The organism is Malaciobacter marinus (assembly GCF_003544855.1).
In the GTDB taxonomy this organism is placed as follows: Bacteria; Campylobacterota; Campylobacteria; order Campylobacterales; family Arcobacteraceae; genus Malaciobacter; species Malaciobacter marinus.
On sequence record NZ_CP032101.1, the window covers coordinates 2,094,011 to 2,110,783 of the forward strand.

At 27.5% G+C, this 16,773-nt stretch carries 20 protein-coding genes; 5 read left to right on the forward strand and 15 right to left on the reverse strand.

What is annotated here, in order from left to right:
- Positions 1 to 7: 7 nt before the first annotated feature.
- The 7 genes from atpA to AMRN_RS10195 form a co-directional block, all read right to left on the reverse strand.
- Positions 8 to 1,525: a F0F1 ATP synthase subunit alpha gene (gene atpA / locus AMRN_RS10165; RefSeq protein WP_099310011.1), complete on the reverse strand. Its 1,518-nt coding sequence runs from the start codon at positions 1,523 to 1,525 to the stop codon at positions 8 to 10.
- A gap of 21 nt (positions 1,526 to 1,546) precedes the next feature.
- Entirely contained in the window at positions 1,547 to 2,077 is a 531-nt protein-coding gene (locus AMRN_RS10170; protein ID WP_099310010.1) for a F0F1 ATP synthase subunit delta, read from the reverse strand.
- Positions 2,077 to 2,595 carry a F0F1 ATP synthase subunit B gene (locus AMRN_RS10175; RefSeq protein WP_099310009.1) on the reverse strand — a complete coding sequence of 173 codons (519 nt, stop codon included), beginning with the start codon at positions 2,593 to 2,595 and terminating at the stop codon, positions 2,077 to 2,079. The genes AMRN_RS10170 and AMRN_RS10175 overlap by 1 nt, the downstream gene beginning before the upstream one ends.
- Positions 2,596 to 2,605: 10 nt before the next feature.
- Entirely contained in the window at positions 2,606 to 3,028 is a 423-nt protein-coding gene (locus AMRN_RS10180) for a F0F1 ATP synthase subunit B family protein (protein ID WP_099310008.1), read from the reverse strand.
- Positions 3,029 to 3,130: 102 nt separating this feature from the next.
- On the reverse strand, positions 3,131 to 4,000 hold the full coding sequence (locus AMRN_RS10185) for a ParB/RepB/Spo0J family partition protein (RefSeq protein WP_099310007.1): 870 nt from the start codon (positions 3,998 to 4,000) through the stop codon (positions 3,131 to 3,133).
- 3 nt (positions 4,001 to 4,003) lie between these two features.
- On the reverse strand, positions 4,004 to 4,780 hold the full coding sequence (locus tag AMRN_RS10190; RefSeq protein ID WP_079579729.1) for a ParA family protein: 777 nt from the start codon (positions 4,778 to 4,780) through the stop codon (positions 4,004 to 4,006).
- Positions 4,777 to 5,412, reverse strand: a complete 636-nt coding sequence (locus AMRN_RS10195) for a biotin--[acetyl-CoA-carboxylase] ligase (protein WP_099310026.1) — start codon at positions 5,410 to 5,412, stop codon at positions 4,777 to 4,779. Before AMRN_RS10195 ends, AMRN_RS10190 begins: the two co-directional genes overlap by 4 nt.
- Positions 5,413 to 5,495: 83 nt before the next feature.
- Between AMRN_RS10195 and AMRN_RS10200 the strand changes: the two genes are divergently transcribed.
- Positions 5,496 to 6,389: an AEC family transporter gene (locus tag AMRN_RS10200; RefSeq protein WP_099310006.1), complete on the forward strand. Its 894-nt coding sequence runs from the start codon at positions 5,496 to 5,498 to the stop codon at positions 6,387 to 6,389.
- Position 6,390: 1 nt separating this feature from the next.
- Here AMRN_RS10200 and AMRN_RS10205 read toward each other — a convergent pair whose 3' ends face one another.
- From AMRN_RS10205 to dnaG, 8 genes are all read right to left on the reverse strand, one after another.
- Complete coding sequence (locus AMRN_RS10205; protein ID WP_099310005.1) at positions 6,391 to 7,755, reverse strand: GAF domain-containing sensor histidine kinase; 1,365 nt, start codon at positions 7,753 to 7,755, stop codon at positions 6,391 to 6,393.
- Positions 7,756 to 7,788: 33 nt separating this feature from the next.
- Positions 7,789 to 8,712: a methionyl-tRNA formyltransferase gene (gene fmt, locus AMRN_RS10210; RefSeq protein ID WP_099310004.1), complete on the reverse strand. Its 924-nt coding sequence runs from the start codon at positions 8,710 to 8,712 to the stop codon at positions 7,789 to 7,791.
- An 8-nt stretch (positions 8,713 to 8,720) separates the two neighbouring features.
- Positions 8,721 to 9,518, reverse strand: a complete 798-nt coding sequence (proB, locus tag AMRN_RS10215) for a glutamate 5-kinase (RefSeq protein ID WP_099310003.1) — start codon at positions 9,516 to 9,518, stop codon at positions 8,721 to 8,723.
- Positions 9,515 to 10,606, reverse strand: a complete 1,092-nt coding sequence (gene obgE / locus AMRN_RS10220) for a GTPase ObgE (protein ID WP_099310002.1) — start codon at positions 10,604 to 10,606, stop codon at positions 9,515 to 9,517. The genes proB and obgE overlap by 4 nt, the downstream gene beginning before the upstream one ends.
- A gap of 74 nt (positions 10,607 to 10,680) precedes the next feature.
- Entirely contained in the window at positions 10,681 to 10,935 is a 255-nt protein-coding gene (gene rpmA / locus AMRN_RS10225; RefSeq protein WP_099310001.1) for a 50S ribosomal protein L27, read from the reverse strand.
- A gap of 17 nt (positions 10,936 to 10,952) precedes the next feature.
- Complete coding sequence (gene rplU / locus AMRN_RS10230; protein ID WP_079579737.1) at positions 10,953 to 11,270, reverse strand: 50S ribosomal protein L21; 318 nt, start codon at positions 11,268 to 11,270, stop codon at positions 10,953 to 10,955.
- Between the two features lie 99 nt (positions 11,271 to 11,369).
- Positions 11,370 to 11,753, reverse strand: coding sequence for a Rid family detoxifying hydrolase (locus AMRN_RS10235; RefSeq protein ID WP_099310000.1), 384 nt, complete (start codon positions 11,751 to 11,753; stop codon positions 11,370 to 11,372).
- 46 nt (positions 11,754 to 11,799) lie between these two features.
- On the reverse strand, positions 11,800 to 13,452 hold the full coding sequence (gene dnaG, locus AMRN_RS10240) for a DNA primase (RefSeq protein WP_099309999.1): 1,653 nt from the start codon (positions 13,450 to 13,452) through the stop codon (positions 11,800 to 11,802).
- Between the two features lie 77 nt (positions 13,453 to 13,529).
- Between dnaG and AMRN_RS10245 the strand changes: the two genes are divergently transcribed.
- Genes AMRN_RS10245 through aroC form a run of 4 tightly spaced genes read left to right on the forward strand, consistent with a single transcriptional unit; the run spans position 13,530 to position 16,755 of the window.
- On the forward strand, positions 13,530 to 14,579 hold the full coding sequence (locus tag AMRN_RS10245) for a tetratricopeptide repeat protein (RefSeq protein WP_099309998.1): 1,050 nt from the start codon (positions 13,530 to 13,532) through the stop codon (positions 14,577 to 14,579).
- On the forward strand, positions 14,554 to 15,009 hold the full coding sequence (gene rnhA, locus AMRN_RS10250; RefSeq protein ID WP_099309997.1) for a ribonuclease HI: 456 nt from the start codon (positions 14,554 to 14,556) through the stop codon (positions 15,007 to 15,009). Before AMRN_RS10245 ends, rnhA begins: the two co-directional genes overlap by 26 nt.
- Positions 15,002 to 15,679 carry a ribonuclease III gene (rnc, locus tag AMRN_RS10255; protein ID WP_099309996.1) on the forward strand — a complete coding sequence of 226 codons (678 nt, stop codon included), beginning with the start codon at positions 15,002 to 15,004 and terminating at the stop codon, positions 15,677 to 15,679. The genes rnhA and rnc overlap by 8 nt, the downstream gene beginning before the upstream one ends.
- Entirely contained in the window at positions 15,679 to 16,755 is a 1,077-nt protein-coding gene (aroC, locus tag AMRN_RS10260) for a chorismate synthase (protein WP_099309995.1), read from the forward strand. Before rnc ends, aroC begins: the two co-directional genes overlap by 1 nt.
- Positions 16,756 to 16,773 lie beyond the last annotated feature (18 nt).

The window sequence follows — 16,773 nt, forward strand, 5'->3', positions numbered from 1 at the left end:
CTAATCCTTATTTTGCACTGAATACAGTTTTAAACTCATTTAATGCAGATTTTAATGCAGACTCAATCTCGTCATCAATCTTTTGTTTTGATTTAATTGATTCTAAAATATTTGAATATTTTTGCTCAAAGAATGCATGTAATTCATCTTCAAATTTAACAACATCTTCAACAGCAACATCATTTAAATAACCTTTAGTACCAGCATAAATGATAACAATTTGTTTTTCAATAACTAATGGTTTATTAACACCTTGTTTTAGTACTTCAACCATTCTTTGACCAAGCTCAAGCTCTTTTCTTGTTGATTCATCAAGATCAGATGCAAACTGTGCAAATGCCTCAAGTTCTCTATATTGTGCAAGAGATAATTTTAATGTACCAGCAACTTGCTTAGTAGCTTTAATTTGTGCAGAACCACCAACTCTTGATACTGATAAACCAACGTTAATAGCAGGTCTAATACCAGAGTTAAAAAGGTTAGTTTCTAAGAAGATTTGTCCATCTGTAATAGAAATAACATTTGTTGGAATATATGCAGCAACATCACCTGCTTGAGTTTCAATAATAGGTAAAGCAGTCATTGACCCAGCACCTAATTCATCACTCATTTTAGCAGCTCTTTCTAATAATCTTGAGTGTAGATAGAATACATCCCCTGGGAATGCCTCTCTACCTGGAGGTCTTCTTAATAATAAAGACATTTCTCTATATGCAACTGCATGTTTTGATAAATCATCATAAACAATTAATGCATGTTTTCCATTATCTCTAAAATATTCACCAATAGTAACACCTGTATATGGAGCTAAAAATTGTAAAGCTGAAGATTCAGAAGCACCAGCATTAACAACAATTGTATAATCCATAGCACCAGCTTCTTCTAAAGTTCTTACAACATTAGCTACAGAAGATGATTTTTGTCCAATAGCAACATAAATACAAACAACATCTTCACCTTTTTGGTTAAGAATTGTATCAATTGCAACTGTTGATTTACCAGTTTGTCTATCACCAATAATAAGTTCTCTTTGCCCTCTACCAATTGGAACAAGTGCATCAATTGCTTTAATACCAGTTTGTAATGGTTCATGTACAGATTTTCTAGCCATAATTCCAGGAGCTTTTTCTTCAACAAATCTTTTTTCTGTTGATTCAATAGCACCTTTCCCATCAATTGGTTCACCAAGAGAATTTACAACTCTTCCTACCATAACTTCACCAACTGGTGTTTCTAGTAATTTACCTAATCTTTTACAAGAAGTACCTTCTGTAAGACCTTCTCCATTACCAAGAACAACAACACCAACTGCTGATTCTTCTAAGTTAGAAGCTAAACCTCTTTCCCCATTTTCAAACTCTACAAGCTCACCAGCCATAACATTTTTTAGCCCGTAAACTTGAGCAATACCATCTGCAAAAGAGATGATTTTACCAGTTTCATTTACATCTACATTTAATTCAAAGTTTTCGATTCTTTCTTTTATAATAGAACTGATTTCATCAGCTTGAATCTTTGCACCCATTCAAATTCTCCTTTATAAGTTCTAAACTGCTTTTAAAATATGATCAATCATTTGAGATTTCAATCTATCTTTTGAAAAAGATATTTCAACCCCAAGTCCATCAATATCAACTTTAATACCATTATAATCACAAATATTTTGTGACAATGATAAATCTACATTAAATTTTTTACTAAACTCTTTTTCAATTGATGAAATATATTCTGCAGCTAACTCTTTATTTGTATAAATTACTCCATTATACGAGTTATTCATAACAGCAAGTTGAGCTTCTAACTCATCTGCAATTACAGGAATAATATCTAATCTTTTGTTATTACTTAGTAATTTAATAAGATTTTGTAAAGTATCACTACAATTATCTACAAGTGAGATAATTAACTCAACTTTATCATTATTTTTTACTTCAGTAGATGATATAATAGCTATAAATTTAGCATCATTATAAGCTGAAGAAATTTCTCTCAATTCTTTGCTAAGAGCAGTTATAGAATCAATATCTCTTCCATCTAATAAAGCTTTTACATATCTTTTTGCTACTAAATCAATCATTATGCTACCTTTTTAAGTACAATATTTGATAACTCTTCTTGAGTTAATTCTACATCGCCTGAATTAAATAGCTCTTCAAGAACTTCAGCAACAACTTCTTTTTTTGCTTTTCTTACTTCAATATTAATTTTTTCATCAAAGTTTTTTTCTAGTTGAGCAATTTCAGCATCAACAGTAGCTGCTACTTTTTGCTTGATTGAATCAACATCTGTTTTTGCATTTTCTACAATTTCTGCAGCAAGTACTTTTGCTTCTTCTAATTGTTTATTAGCAGAATCGATCTTACTTTGTGAAGCTTTTAAAGTATCTTGTACTTTATCAAGCTCAGCTTGAACAGATAAACTTCTATCTGCAAAAAAAGCTTTAATTTTATCAGCAAGCAAATACCATAAAATTCCAGCAAAAATTATAAAGTTAACGGTTCTTTGAATAATATCGTAATCAGTTTCCGCACCTTCACCACTAGCAAGTAACGCAATTGGACTTAAAGCTAAACCTAATAATAATATTTTTTTCACTTTAATTCCTTTATATCGAGCTAAGCTTAGCTTTTAAGCTCTCATTAAATTGAGGCATAGAAGCTATTAATGAATCTTTTAATGCTTTTGTATCATTTTGCATGCTCTTAGCAAATTCATCAGATTTCTCTTCTAAATTAACTTTTGCATTTGCAAGTTTCGCATCAGCACTCTCTTTTGCTTCATTGTAAGCTTTTTCTCTTATTGAAGCTGCTTCTTTTTTTGCAGCAGCAATTACATCATTTGCTTCAGCCAGCATGCCATCTACATTTGCACTATTTGATTTCGCATTCTCTAAATCTCTTTTAATAGAATCTGCTCTATCATCCATATGCTTTAGTAGAGGCTTGAATAGACAACTGTTTAGTCTGGCAACAACTAACAAAAAGATGATACCAGAGCTAAGCAACAATACAGGACTTATGTCTAACATTCATTCCTCCATATTTATACAGTTTAGTTTGACTAAAACTGATTAATTTTATCAAAAATATTTATAAAATTGTATTAAAATGAAGGATAATGTTACGTAAATTTATAAAGTGTTACGAAAATAATTAGAAATCTTTTCTATATCTTCTTGAGAAGTTATTTCAATCTTAAAATAATCTTTTTCAGCTTTAACTTTTAAGTCATTTTCTTTCAAAGTTTTTAAAACATTATTTAAAGGTTTAAAATCATAGTTTTTATTTTTTTTATTACTTTGTACTTTTTTTGTACTAGGTTCTTTTATTTGTTTTACTAATTTTTCTGTTTCTCTAACTGACAATTTTTGTCCAACAACAGAATCAGCTACAAGTTTTTGCTGATGTTCATCTAAACCAAGCATTATCTTTGCATGACCCGCACTAATTTTACTATTTGCTAACAATTGTTGTACATAAGAGCTAAGTTGTAAAAGTCTTAAAGTATTTGTAATTGATGTTCTACTTTTGAACACTTTTTTTGATAATTCATCATGTGTAATATTATGATCATTTATTAATTGTGCATATGAATAAGCAAGTTCAATAATATTTAAATCATCTCTTTGAATATTTTCAATTAAAGCTAATTCTCTTAATTTAAACTCATCAATATCAAGAACAATTGATTTAATTTTATCAATTTTTGCAAGTTTATGAGCTCTTAATCTTCTCTCACCTGAAATCAAAGTAAAACTAGTATCGCTATTTTGTATTACAACAATTGGTTGCAATAGTCCATGTTCAATTATTGAGTCGCTTAACTCTTTTAATTTATCTTCATCAAAAATTTTTCTTGGTTGATTTGGATTAGATTTAATTAGTTCAGTTTCAATATCAACAATTGTACCAATTTTTTCTAATGTATCTTTACTATTGCCATTTTCATAAGCAATTTCTACTTCACCAAGTAATTCTCCAAGTCCTCTTCCTAATGCCATATTCTATCCTGCTATTGCTCTTGCTAAATTTGTATATGCTTTAGTACCTGTTGCGCTTGCATCATAAAGCATAATTGGTTTTCCAAAACTTGGACTTTCTGCAAGTTTAATATTTCTTGGAATAACAACATAAGATGTTTCATCTATCTTAAAAAGTTTACTTTCAAAATGTTGTGCTAAATCTGCAAATACTTGTTTTGAAAGATTATTTGTAGAACTATACATTGTAGGTAAAAAACCTCTTATTTGTAATTGTCTATTAATTGTTTGCTTAACAAGTTTAATAGTATTAAGTAATTGTGCTAAACCCTCAAGTGCAAAAAATTCACATTGGATTGGAATAAGTACTGAATTTGAAGCACTTAAAGTATTTATTGTAATTGGTCCAAGAGCAGGAGGTGAATCTATAATTATATAATCAAAATCTTTTTTAATTGGATCGATTTTTCTTTTCAAGATTAACTCTCTATCTTTATTATCTTTATAAAACTCTTTTTCAATTCCTACTAAGCCAATATTTGAAGGTGCTACTTTTAGATTTTCAATTTCTGAATCTAAAACTATTTCACTTAATTCTTTAGTTCCTAACATTACATGATACAAATTATATTCATAAGTATCTCTATGAAAACCCAAACTAGTTGTAGCGTTAGATTGTGGATCCGCATCAATTAAAAGTACTTTTTTACCTCTTAAAGCTAAAGCTGCACTTAAATTAACGGCTGTAGTCGTTTTACCTACACCACCTTTTTGATTTGCTATTGATATTATTTCTGTCATCGTAAACTAAAAACCTTTTTTTTATCTATATTTATAGAACCATCACTATTTAAAATAGCTTTTTCTAATGATTTTTTCTTATTATTGATTGTAACGTGGAATTTTCTACTATTTTGAAATTCTACCTTAAAATCACTAAAAATTTGCTTCCATGAAATCTTATTTTCTATATTATTAAAATACTCACCAAGTGTTTTATCAATATCAATATTAATATCTAATTTACCAAACTCGTTATTAACAAGTTTTAAATTCAAACCTATCCCACAAAGTACTATATTATTGGATATAGTAGTAATTGTACCACCTATTTTTTTATTATCTATATAAAAATCATTAGGCCATTTTATCCAAACTTTTGAGCCTTTATTTTTCAATATACTTTTTAATAAATATGAAAAATAAATTGAACAACTTTGAAGTGGCAAATCATTTGTTAATTGTTCTTTTTCAAAAGCAAAAGAAAAAAATAAATTTCCCTCAACTCCACTCCAACTATTTCCTCTACTACCTACTCCATTAGTTTGAAAATTAGTTATTATACATGTAGGTTCAAAATTATTGATATTTTTTATGTACTCTTTTAAATATGTATGTGTAGAATCTACTTCTTTTAACTTTATAATTTTCATAAAAATATTATACAAAAAGTTACTACAAGAATATATTAATACTATTGTATATATAATATTTTAAAATCACAAAAGAGAGTTTAATGTTAGATCCAGTTTTACCAATAGCCATCTACTTATTACTTGGTTATTTATTTAAAATATATTTTAAAGATAATTCAAAAGAGTTAATCGAGTTTATCATTTACTTTTCACTTCCTGCAATTGTATTTAATAAAATCTACAACTTAGAATTAACCTTTGAAATATTTAAATTAATAGTTATGTTTAATGCAATAATATTTTTAAACCTTATACTCGCATTTTTACTTGGTAAACTTTTAAAACTTGATAAAAAGCTACTTGCCACATTTGTTATTATTGCTACTTTTGGTAATACCTCATTTATCGGCTTTTCATATATTGATGCTTTTTATGGACAAGATTATGTAGTTTATGCCCTAATTTATGATTTATTTGGTTCATTTTTAATATTAGTTAGTTTAGGAATGATAATTATAAACTGGGGTAGTGGACAGCAGGTTAATTTTAGAGCAATTTTAAAAAGCGTTTTATATTTCCCTCCTATAGTTATGTTTTTTATTACTATTTTTACTAAACTATTTGAGGTTCCTATTTTTATTATAAATACAACTGAAACCTTAGGTGCGACGCTTGTTCCTCTTGCTATGATTGCAATAGGAATGAAACTTCAAATAAAAAATATTTTTTATAAATTTAAAGCTGTTTTTATTGCCATGTTCTTAAAAATGATTATTATTCCAATAATAGTATATTTAGCTTTTTTAATATTTTATAATGTTGATGATACTTGGAGTAAAGTTACAATAGTTGAAGCAGCTATGCCACCTATGACAATGGCTGTTGTTTTAGCTATTAAAGGTGGACTTGATGAAACTTTTGCAATAAATGCTTTGGTATTAGGAGTTTTAGGAAGTTTATTAACAGTTACTGGCTTTTATTACTTTTTAGCATAGACTAAAAAGTAATAGTAAAACAAGCACCTTTATAATTTTTATCATTAAAAATAAACTCTTCATTTGAAACACTTATTGTGGCATTCATATGCTTTTCAATTATCTCTTTTACCATAAAAAGTCCTATTCCTGTTCCACCATTTTGAGATTTAGTAGTAAAATGCTGCAAAAATATTTTATCTAAAAGATTAGTTGGAATACCCTTTGCATTATCTTTGATTTGAAGAATATTATTGTTATCTTTTTTATATAAATCAATAAATATATACCTTTTTTCTTCAACATTTATATTCTCAACAAGTGCATCTTTAGCATTTGTAAGTAAATTTAAAAGAGATTGAGTAAACTCATTTCTCAAGCCATATGTAGTTAATTTTTCATCAAGATTTAAAACAAATTTTATATAAGAACTACTCATTGTTGCAATAGACAAAGATACACTTTTATTCACTGCATCTGAAAGATTGAAATCTTCTTTTGCTCTATCAACTTTATAAAAACTTCTAAAATCATCTATTGTTTGAGATAAGTATTTTGTTGTATCAACAATTTGTTTAAGTTGTGTTATAGCTTGGTGTTTTTCAAAATTTTTCATCTCAATATTTAAAGACATTCCACTAGCAATTGTACTAATGCTACTTAAAGGTTGTCTCCATTGATGGGCAATATTACCTATCATCTCTCCCATACTAGCCATTTTTGACTGATGAAAAATGATAGCGCTCATTTTTTCGTTTTCTTTAACTTCTTTTTCCACTCTTGATTCAAGTTTTTTATTCGCAACTTCTAATTGATTATTTAATCTTTTTAATCTTTGTACATCATTTTGTGCTTTAGCAATTGAAAGTGAGATAAAAGAGCTAATCATTGAAACAATATCTTTATCTTTTTTAGTAAAAACACCAATTTTATTATCTATTTTTTTATTTAAAAGTTGAATAACACCTAGTTTTGTTTTTTCTCTTGGATGAATTAAAGGAACTGTAATAATTGAGTAAGTTTTATAATCAAATATTTCATCAAACTCTTTTACTCCTAAAAGTTCATAACCTGTTGTTTTATATGCATTATCAATTATTATAATTTTATTTAATTCTAAAGATTCAACAGCTAAATATTTTCTTGAATCATGTAAAGGTAATTGTAAATCTTTTATATTGCAGTATTGTTTAAAAATATTTTCATAAGTTAAAGCATCATTTTGAAATACATGAAAGGCTAAGTAGTCTTTTTCTTTCATATATATACTTCCTGCTTCACAAGAGACAAGCTCTCTTGTGTGTTTTAAAATTTCATGTAATAATACATCTAAATCTTCAATTGTAAAAATACTCAAATCATAAAAATGCTTTAATTCTTTATCCATATATTTTACTCTTTTTACATATTTTAATAGATATTAGATTAAAGTATCATTTACAGTTAACCTCTTTCCTCTTAAGTAATCTGTAATATGTACAGCTTTTTTTGAAGGAGCTTGAACTGTAGTCACTTTTATTGAACCTTTAGCACAAGCTATAATTGCAAAATTTTCATTAATATTTAAAATTTTTCCTTCTTTGTTTGATGAAGTAGTTTCATTTAATTCTACTTCTTTTAGTTTTAAACCACTTTGTAAAAAAATTCCTGGCCAAAAACAGTAAGCTTTATATTTCAAATAAAGTTTTTTTGAATCAAAAAGAGATACTAATCCATCATCTTTTCTAATTTTTTTACAAAAACTAACTTCTGAATTATTCTGTTTTTTAGCTTGGATTTTTTCATAATTATCAAGTGTTGTAATTGTTAAACTTGCAGCTATATTTGACAATTTATTAAATACTTCATCAACTAGCATATTTTCTGTCAATTTTAAATACTGCATTCCAAGAAGATCTCCACTATCAAGTCCTTCTTCCATAAGCATTGAAGTTACACCAGTATATTTATCATCATTTAAAATTGATTCTTGTATAGGACTTGCTCCTCTATACTTTGGTAAAATAGAAGCATGTAGGTTTATGCAAGGAGCAATATTCAAAATCTCTTTTGGTAAAATTTGTCCATAAGCTGCAACAATTATAAAATCAGGATTTAAGTTTTTTAAAACATCTACCATTTCAATATTGTTTTTTAGTGTTATTGGTTGATAAATTGGTAAATCAATACTATTGTCAATACAATATTTTTTAATATGAGGAGGTGTTAAAATCTGCTTTCTTCCAACTTTTTTATCAGGTTGAGTAAATAAAGATACAATTTCATATGAATCATTTTTTATTAGCTTATCAAAGATTATCGTTGCATAATCTGGTGTTCCCATAAATACAATTTTTTTAGACATTTAATCCCCTATTCTGATTTAAATAATGTTCCACTAATATGATTATCATTTAATAAAAAATCATAAGCATTTGTTAAATCAAATCCAGAAGACATAAACATAGGTATATTTCTATTTATTAAAAAGTTTGCGGCTTTTAGTTTAGTAACAATACCACCTGTTGCAAATTCTGAATTTGGAGTATGAACCATTTGAAGTTGACTCTCTTCTATATTTGTAACTATTTTTTGCATCTTTGCATCTTCATATTCTCTTGGGTTCTTATCATAATACCCATCAATATCTGACAATATAACTAAAAGATCAGCATTAAAATAATAAGCAACATGCGCAGCAAGTTGGTCATTGTCTCCAAAAAGTAATTCATCATTTGCAATAACATCATTTTCATTAATAATTGGTATTACATTATTTGAAAGTAAAATTTCCATTACTTTTTGTGCATTTTTTGTTCTTTTTCTTGAATCAAAATCGTTTTCAATTAAAAGCATTTGAGCACAATTTATATCATAATCATGAAATCTTTTTTTATAATGCTTCATTAATAAAGGTTGTCCAATAGCTGCTAGTGCTTGTCTATTTGCGATTTGTGTTTTGTCTAATTGAAGCTTAGTATTTCCAGCACCAACTGCACCAGAACTTACTAATATAAGTTCATATTTTTTTTCATTTTTAAGCTTTGAGATTAAGTCAACTAAATTACTTAATCTTTCTAAAGCTAATTCATTATTTTGAGTTAAAACAGCTGTTCCAACTTTAATAACAATTCTTTTTTTTTCAAGTAAAACTTCACTATCTTCTATCATTTATTTTTACCTAAGAATTCATAAAGTGCATAACCAATAGGTTTTGTATTTAGATGTGTTACAGAAGAAATAGGTAGTACAAAATATGGTTTATTTTTATCATATCTATTCATAGTTAAATCTTGAATATAATAAGGATATTTTTTATCAAATCCAAAATCATTCGAATTTGAAACTTCTAAATCTAACTCATTTATAAACTCATTTATATCTTTCATTAAATCTTCACCATAATATGCATCAACTTTTGTTAGTGCAATTGCATAGTTTCTTCCACTTAATTCAACTGAAAACTTTTTAAGCTCTTCTTTTAAAATCTTAAATTGTTCTATGATTGTTCTATGATTTGATACATCAATAGTAAAAAGAAGTGTTTTTGTTCTTTCAATATGTTTTAAAAATTCAATTCCAAGACCTCTTCCATCACTTGCACCATCTATAATTCCAGGTATATCAGCCATAACAAATGAACTATATTCCCCTACTTCAACAACTCCCAATTTTGGAGTTAATGTAGTAAACTCATAATTTGCAACCTCAGGTTCAGCATTAGAAATTGTTGAGATCAATGTAGATTTCCCTACATTTGGATATCCAACTAGTCCAACATCTGCAATTAATTTCAACTCTAGTCTTATCTCTTTTGTTTCACCTGGAAGTCCTGGTTGAAAGTAAGTTGGTCTTTGATTTCTAGAGTTTTTAAAGTGAACATTTCCAAGTCCACCTTTTCCACCTTCTAAAAATTTAACCTCTTGACCCTCTTCTAAAAGATCTAATAATACTTCTTTTGTATCTGCATCAATTACTTGTGTTCCAGGAGGTACTGTAAGTGTAAGTGTCGGTGCTGATTTTCCAGTCATCTTTTTACCCATACCTTGCTTACCATTTTCAGCTTTAAGTACAGTTTTACCTTTATACCAAGAAAGAGTATCTGTGTTATTATCTACTTTAAAATAAACATCTCCACCTTTTCCTCCATCTCCCCCATCAGGACCACCTTTTACAACAAATTTCTCTCTTCTAAAAGAGGCACAACCTTGACCACCTTTTCCAGATGAAATTTTAAATTTTACACTATCTATAAACACTTTTTTCTCCTAAACTAAAAAAGGGTGTAGGCAAAGCCATACACCCTTTTAAAAAGCAGCTAATACCTCAAAAATTATGAAGCGTAAACTGATACTTTTTTTCTTTTTTTATCTTTAACTTCGAATTTAACTACACCGTCAATTAAAGAGAAAATTGTATGATCTTTACCAATCCCTACATTTTCTCCAACGTGTACTTTAGTTCCTCTTTGTCTTACAATGATGTTTCCAGCTCTTACAACTTCTCCACCAAATTTTTTTACACCAAGTCTTTTACCAGCTGAATCTCTATTATTCTGTGTACTACCTTGACCTTTCTTGTGAGCCATCGTTTATCTCCTTAAAATTATGCAGCGATTTTAGTAATTTTAATTTTTGTGAAGCTTTTTCTAAAACCTCTTTTTAATTTACTATCTTTTCTTCTTCTTTTTTTGTAAATGATAACTTTTCTGTCTCTATTTACACCTGTACCATCAAGTACTACTTCTGCTTCAACTTTTGCAGATGAAACAGCGTCACCTGTCTTAAGTTCTCCGTCATTAACTGCAAGAACATCTGAAATTTCTAAAGTTTCTTTTGCAACTTTTCCTAAATAATCTACATTTAGGATATCACCTTCTTGAACTTTATATTGCTTTCCAGCACATTTAATAATTGCGTACATTACTTATCCTCTAACTATCTATATCTATCAAATACGTATTTTTTTGTGAAGCGAAATACTATCTTATATTAGTTTAAACTTTGTTTAAGCGAAAGATTTTTATTGATAATCGTATGGTAAAGCGATTACATCCATCTCTATTAGTACATTTTTGGGTAATGTTTTAACAGCAATTGTACTTCTAACAGGTTTATGTTCACCAAATGCTTCAGCATACAATACATTAACTATACCAAAATCTTCCATATTTTCCAAATATATTGATACTTTTACTACTTTATCCATGCTACTTTGACAATCTTCTAATAACATTCTAATATTTTCTAAAACTTGTCTTGTTTGTTTTTTAATATCATTTTCTACTAATTCACCATTTGCTTTTAATGGGATTTGTCCTGATGTATAAATTAAACCATTAGCTTTAACTGCTTGTGAATAAGGTCCAATTGCAGCTGGTACTCTATCTGTATGCAAAAACTCCATTTTTCTTCCTCTAAAATTTTTTAAGTATTTTACAGTAAAAAAGCAGTTATTTCAATAAATCTATATCAAAGCTAACTAATTTTCCTTTTTTTAACTGTGAAACATTATCTTTTAACTTTCTTATTATATTAGCTTTTTTTCTAAAATCTATATCTTTTTCATATAATACTTTATTTAACTGTTTTGAATAAAATTTAATTAATAAAATCAATAATTCATTTTCTAATCTTTTATCATCATAATCTTCTAATCTTTCATTTAAAACTATTGAATTTAAAGAAGGATTATTTATATCCTCTAAAAGTAATTGAAATTCATTATTATGATATTCAAACATCGAAGCATCAATTAAATCTAAAACCAAGTCAAGTCTGCTAGGTTTTTCCAAAATTGCTTTTATAATGCAAAGTTCTGCTATATCAATTTTAGTTGAACTATTATCAAACTTTACCCTACTTTTATCATTTGTAACTTTTATTAAGTTTTCTCTAATATTCAATTTTTGAGCAATATATCTTTTATATTCATCTTGATAAAGCATACTTAAACTTTTTAAATAATCATTAGATTCATGTAAGGCTTTTTGTTTTTGCATTGGATCATTTGTCTCATATTTTGAAATAATATAATCAATAGCATAGTTAATAAAAGGGGTAGGATTTGAAAAAATTTCATTTAACTTCTCTATTTGTCCATCTTTTACCATATCAGCAGGATCTTTGCCCTCTTCAAATATAATAACACCTCCTTCAAACTCACTTTGACTTAACATAACAGAAGCTTTGAAAGCTGCATTTAAACCTGCTTTATCTCCATCATATGCAACTATTACTTTAGGTTCTCCTCTTCTTAAAATTGGCAAATGATCTTTAGTAAGAGCTGTACCTAAAGTTGCAACGGCTGTATTAAAACCTGCTTGATGAAGCATTATTACATCTAAATAACCTTCTGTAACAATTATTCTATTTTTTTTATAAATATTCTCTTTTGCTAAGTTATATCCATATAAAAGCTTAGATTTATTAAATAGTTTTGTTTGAGGAGAATTAACATATTTTGCATTATGTCCTGTAATTGTCCTTCCACCAAAACCTACAATTTTACTATTTAATCCATAAATGGGGAAAGTAATTCTTTCAATAAATCTAGAATACAAACCATTTTGTCCAGAGTCAATTACTCCTAAGTCTTTTGCATCTGCTAAATTTAAAAAATTACTTTTTAAATAATTAATTGTTTCTATTGATTTAGGAGCATAACCTATTTCAAATTTCTCAATAGAAAATTCAGATATTCCTCTACTTTTTATATAATCTTTTGCAATTGTATTATTTGTAAAAAGCTTTTGATAGTATTGATTAATTGTTTCTAAAACTTTTAAATCTAGTTTTGGTTTACTATTTGTTTCGTCATAATTTAAAGTAACATTATACATTGAAGCTAGTTTTTCTAAGGCTTCTGGATAAGTTAATTTTTCATATTCCATAACAAACTTTATAGCATCTCCACCAGCACCACAACCAAAACAATGATATATTTGTTTTGCTGGACTTACTACAAAAGAAGGAGTATCTTCGCCATGAAAAGGACAACAAGCTTTAAAGTTTGCTCCTGATTTTTTTAATTCAAGTGATTGGGAAACTACATCTACTATTTCAAGATGATTTTTTAAATTGTCAATTGATTCTTTTGTTATCATAAATACAATTGTACTCTTTTATTATTTTATATGTGCTTTTATGTTAATATATTAAGATTTTATAAAAAAGGTATTAATTGGACAGTTTGGTTTTAGACTATAGAGATCCACTTTTTAGTGTTATTATATTTTTTACTTTAATTTTCTTAATCTCTTTTATTACATACTCTTTTGGACTTTATAAAGAGAAGAATGCTAGGAAAGATTACAGAAGACTACTTAATCGATTTGAATTGGGTAAATTAAAAGAAGAAGATTATGTACATTTATATAAAACATATAATTTGCCATTTGATTCAATTATATTATTAGCTTCAAGTTTTTTACACAAAGGTGATTATAGTAAAGCAATATCAGTATATCTTGCCTTACTTGAGCATGTTACAGATAGAGTAAAAAAAGAAGAACTTTTAGAACTTTTAGGTTCGACTTATTTTAAAGGTGGCTTCTTACAAAGATCAAAAGAGATATATTTAAAAATTTTAAAATTTTCTCCTAGAAATGAAAAAGCCTTAAAACACTTATTAATAATAAATGAAAAGTTAAAAGATTATGAAAAAGTATTAGAAGTTATTCAAGCTTTAGACGAATTAGAAATAGATGTAATAAGAGAAAGAATACATATAGAAACACTTAAAATACTAAATAATAATGAATTAACATATGAAGAAAAAACAGATAAATTATACTCATTTTACAAAATGAATCATATAATAGAAAGACTTTTTGTACAATTTTTAATTCAATATAACAAAGACTTTTTATGGAAACATATAGATGAATTTGATGTAAATAAATTTACTGACTTATTGTGGTATTTAGATTTCAATGATATTGACTTTGATATTGTTGCTAATAATGAACAATTAAATCAAATATATAATGCAAAAGGTTATTTACAAACATGTAATCATAGTAGTGATTTTGTATTTGATATTTTAATAGCTTTAAATAAACACGAGCACAAAATTCCTGTAACACTAGACTTTGAATTTATTTGTACTTCATGTAAGCACACTCACCCTATCTATGAATCAAGATGTCCACATTGTCATAATATTTTAACTTATAAAGTAAAACACAATTTAGCTAAGGATTTAAATGAAAGAAATCAATCTTTACAGTGATGGTTCAAGTTTAGGAAATCCAGGCCCTGGAGGCTGGGGAACAATACTTGAATATAAAGGTACTGAAAAAGAGTTTTGTGGTGGAGAATATAATACTACAAACAATAAAATGGAATTAATAGGTGTTATAGAAGGCTTAAAAGTATTAAAAGAGCCATGCATTGTAAATGTAATATCTGATTCAACTTATGTTGTAAAAGCTATAAATGAATGGCTAGTAAATTGGGAAAAAAACAATTGGAAAACTGCTTCAAAGAAACCTGTAAAAAATGTAGAGCTTTGGCAAGAGTACATAAAAGTTTCGAAACAACACAAAATTAATGCTTTTTGGGTAAAAGGCCACGCAGGGCATGAGCATAATGAAAGATGTGATATACTTGCAAGAGAATTTGCAGAAAATTTAAAATTAAAAGGAAAAGAAAATGAGTGACTACTCAAAATTAGAAAAGTGTTTGGATTATCAGTTTAAAAACAAAGATCTGATAATCGAAGCACTTACACATAAAAGTTTAAAAAAACCATACAATAATGAAAGATTAGAATTTCTTGGTGATGCTGTACTAAATTTAATAGTAGGAGAGTATCTATATACGAACTTTCCCCATTCAAATGAAGGAGAGCTTTCTAAAATAAGAGCATCCCTTGTGAACGAAACTGGTTTTACAAAATTGGCAAATGACATAAAATTAGGTGATTATATTTTTATTTCAACTGCAGAAGAAAGAAATAAAGGAAGAACAAAAGCCTCTATTCTTTCTGACGCTTTTGAAGCAATTATGGGAGCAATATATTTAGAATCAGGCCTTGAGACTTTAAAGCCAATAATTTTAGATTTACTTGAAAAATCATATGATAAAATAAATTTAGATGTACTTTTTAGTGATTATAAAACTGCATTACAAGAGATAACACAAGCAGAGTTTGGGACAATTCCTGATTATAAAATAGAAGGTTCTTATGGACCAGATCATAAAAAAGAGTTTGAAGTTTCAATTTGGATTGATGGTAAAAAATACGGACAAGCAAGAGGAAAAAGTAAAAAACTAGCTCAACAAGCAGTAGCAAAAATTGCCCTTGATCAATTTAAGGATCCAAAATAATGAATACATTTGGTCATAAATTTAGATTTACAACTTTTGGTGAAAGTCACGGAAAAGCACTGGGTTGTGTAATTGATGGTGTTCCAGCTGGTATAAAAATTGATGAAGAATTTATTCAAAATGAAATGAATAGAAGAAAACCAGGTCAAAATAAATATGCAACTGCTAGAAAAGAGAGTGATAGTGTTGAAATTTTAAGTGGTGTATTTGAAGGACTTACAACAGGAACACCAATTTCAATGGTTATTTTCAATGAAAATCAAAAAAGTAAAGATTATTCAAATGTAAAAGATCTTTTTAGACCAGGTCATGCTGATTATACATATTTTAATAAATATGGAATTAGAGATTATCGAGGTGGAGGGAGAAGTAGTGCTAGAGAAACTGCCGCAAGAGTTGCTGCAGGAGCTATTGCTAAACTTTTACTAAAAGAATTAGATATTGAAGTTCAAAGTGGAATTTGTGAAATTGATGGAATAAAAGCAAAAAATCATGACTTTTCAAATGTTCAAGATTCTGAAATTTATGCTTTAGATAAAAATATGGAACAAGAACAAAAAGATGCAATATTAAAAGCAAAAAACTCTCACAATAGTGTAGGAGGCGTTGCATTAATAAATATTAAAAATTGTCCAATTGGTCTTGGTGAACCACTATATTTTAAGCTTGATTCACAATTTGCAAATGCAATGATGAGTATAAATGCAGTTAAGGCTATAGAAATTGGTGATGGCTTTGATGCAGTTAATAAAAAAGGCTATGAAAACAATGATGAAATTAGAGCAAAAGGTTTTAAATCAAATCATAGTGGAGGAATACTAGGTGGTATTTCAAATGGTGAAGATATAGATTTAAAAGTATATTTTAAACCAACACCTTCAATCTTTATAAAACAAGAAACAATTGATATTTATAACAATGAAGTTGAATATGAATTAAAAGGAAGACATGATCCATGTGTAGCAGTAAGAGGCAGTGTAGTTGCAGAATCAATGGCTGCATTAGTTCTTGCAGATATGCTACTATTGAATATGAGTTCTAAAATAGAAAATATAAAAAAAGTATATGATAAATAAATAAAACTAATATTTTTA

Bases quoted from the DNA above. Each gene is read 5' to 3' on its own strand.
- atpA (WP_099310011.1), bottom strand. From the start codon at position 1,525: ATGGGTGCAAAGATTCAAGCTGATGAAATCAGTTCTATTATAAAAGAA.
- AMRN_RS10170 (WP_099310010.1), bottom strand. From the start codon at position 2,077: ATGATTGATTTAGTAGCAAAAAGATATGTAAAAGCTTTATTAGATGGA.
- AMRN_RS10180 (WP_099310008.1), bottom strand. From the start codon at position 3,028: ATGTTAGACATAAGTCCTGTATTGTTGCTTAGCTCTGGTATCATCTTT.
- AMRN_RS10185 (WP_099310007.1), bottom strand. From the start codon at position 4,000: ATGGCATTAGGAAGAGGACTTGGAGAATTACTTGGTGAAGTAGAAATT.
- AMRN_RS10190 (WP_079579729.1), bottom strand. From the start codon at position 4,780: ATGACAGAAATAATATCAATAGCAAATCAAAAAGGTGGTGTAGGTAAA.
- AMRN_RS10195 (WP_099310026.1), bottom strand. From the start codon at position 5,412: ATGAAAATTATAAAGTTAAAAGAAGTAGATTCTACACATACATATTTA.
- AMRN_RS10200 (WP_099310006.1), top strand. From the start codon at position 5,496: ATGTTAGATCCAGTTTTACCAATAGCCATCTACTTATTACTTGGTTAT.
- AMRN_RS10205 (WP_099310005.1), bottom strand. From the start codon at position 7,755: ATGGATAAAGAATTAAAGCATTTTTATGATTTGAGTATTTTTACAATT.
- fmt (WP_099310004.1), bottom strand. From the start codon at position 8,712: ATGTCTAAAAAAATTGTATTTATGGGAACACCAGATTATGCAACGATA.
- proB (WP_099310003.1), bottom strand. From the start codon at position 9,518: ATGATAGAAGATAGTGAAGTTTTACTTGAAAAAAAAAGAATTGTTATT.
- rpmA (WP_099310001.1), bottom strand. From the start codon at position 10,935: ATGGCTCACAAGAAAGGTCAAGGTAGTACACAGAATAATAGAGATTCA.
- rplU (WP_079579737.1), bottom strand. From the start codon at position 11,270: ATGTACGCAATTATTAAATGTGCTGGAAAGCAATATAAAGTTCAAGAA.
- AMRN_RS10235 (WP_099310000.1), bottom strand. From the start codon at position 11,753: ATGGAGTTTTTGCATACAGATAGAGTACCAGCTGCAATTGGACCTTAT.
- dnaG (WP_099309999.1), bottom strand. From the start codon at position 13,452: ATGATAACAAAAGAATCAATTGACAATTTAAAAAATCATCTTGAAATA.
- rnhA (WP_099309997.1), top strand. From the start codon at position 14,554: ATGAAAGAAATCAATCTTTACAGTGATGGTTCAAGTTTAGGAAATCCA.
- rnc (WP_099309996.1), top strand. From the start codon at position 15,002: ATGAGTGACTACTCAAAATTAGAAAAGTGTTTGGATTATCAGTTTAAA.
- aroC (WP_099309995.1), top strand. From the start codon at position 15,679: ATGAATACATTTGGTCATAAATTTAGATTTACAACTTTTGGTGAAAGT.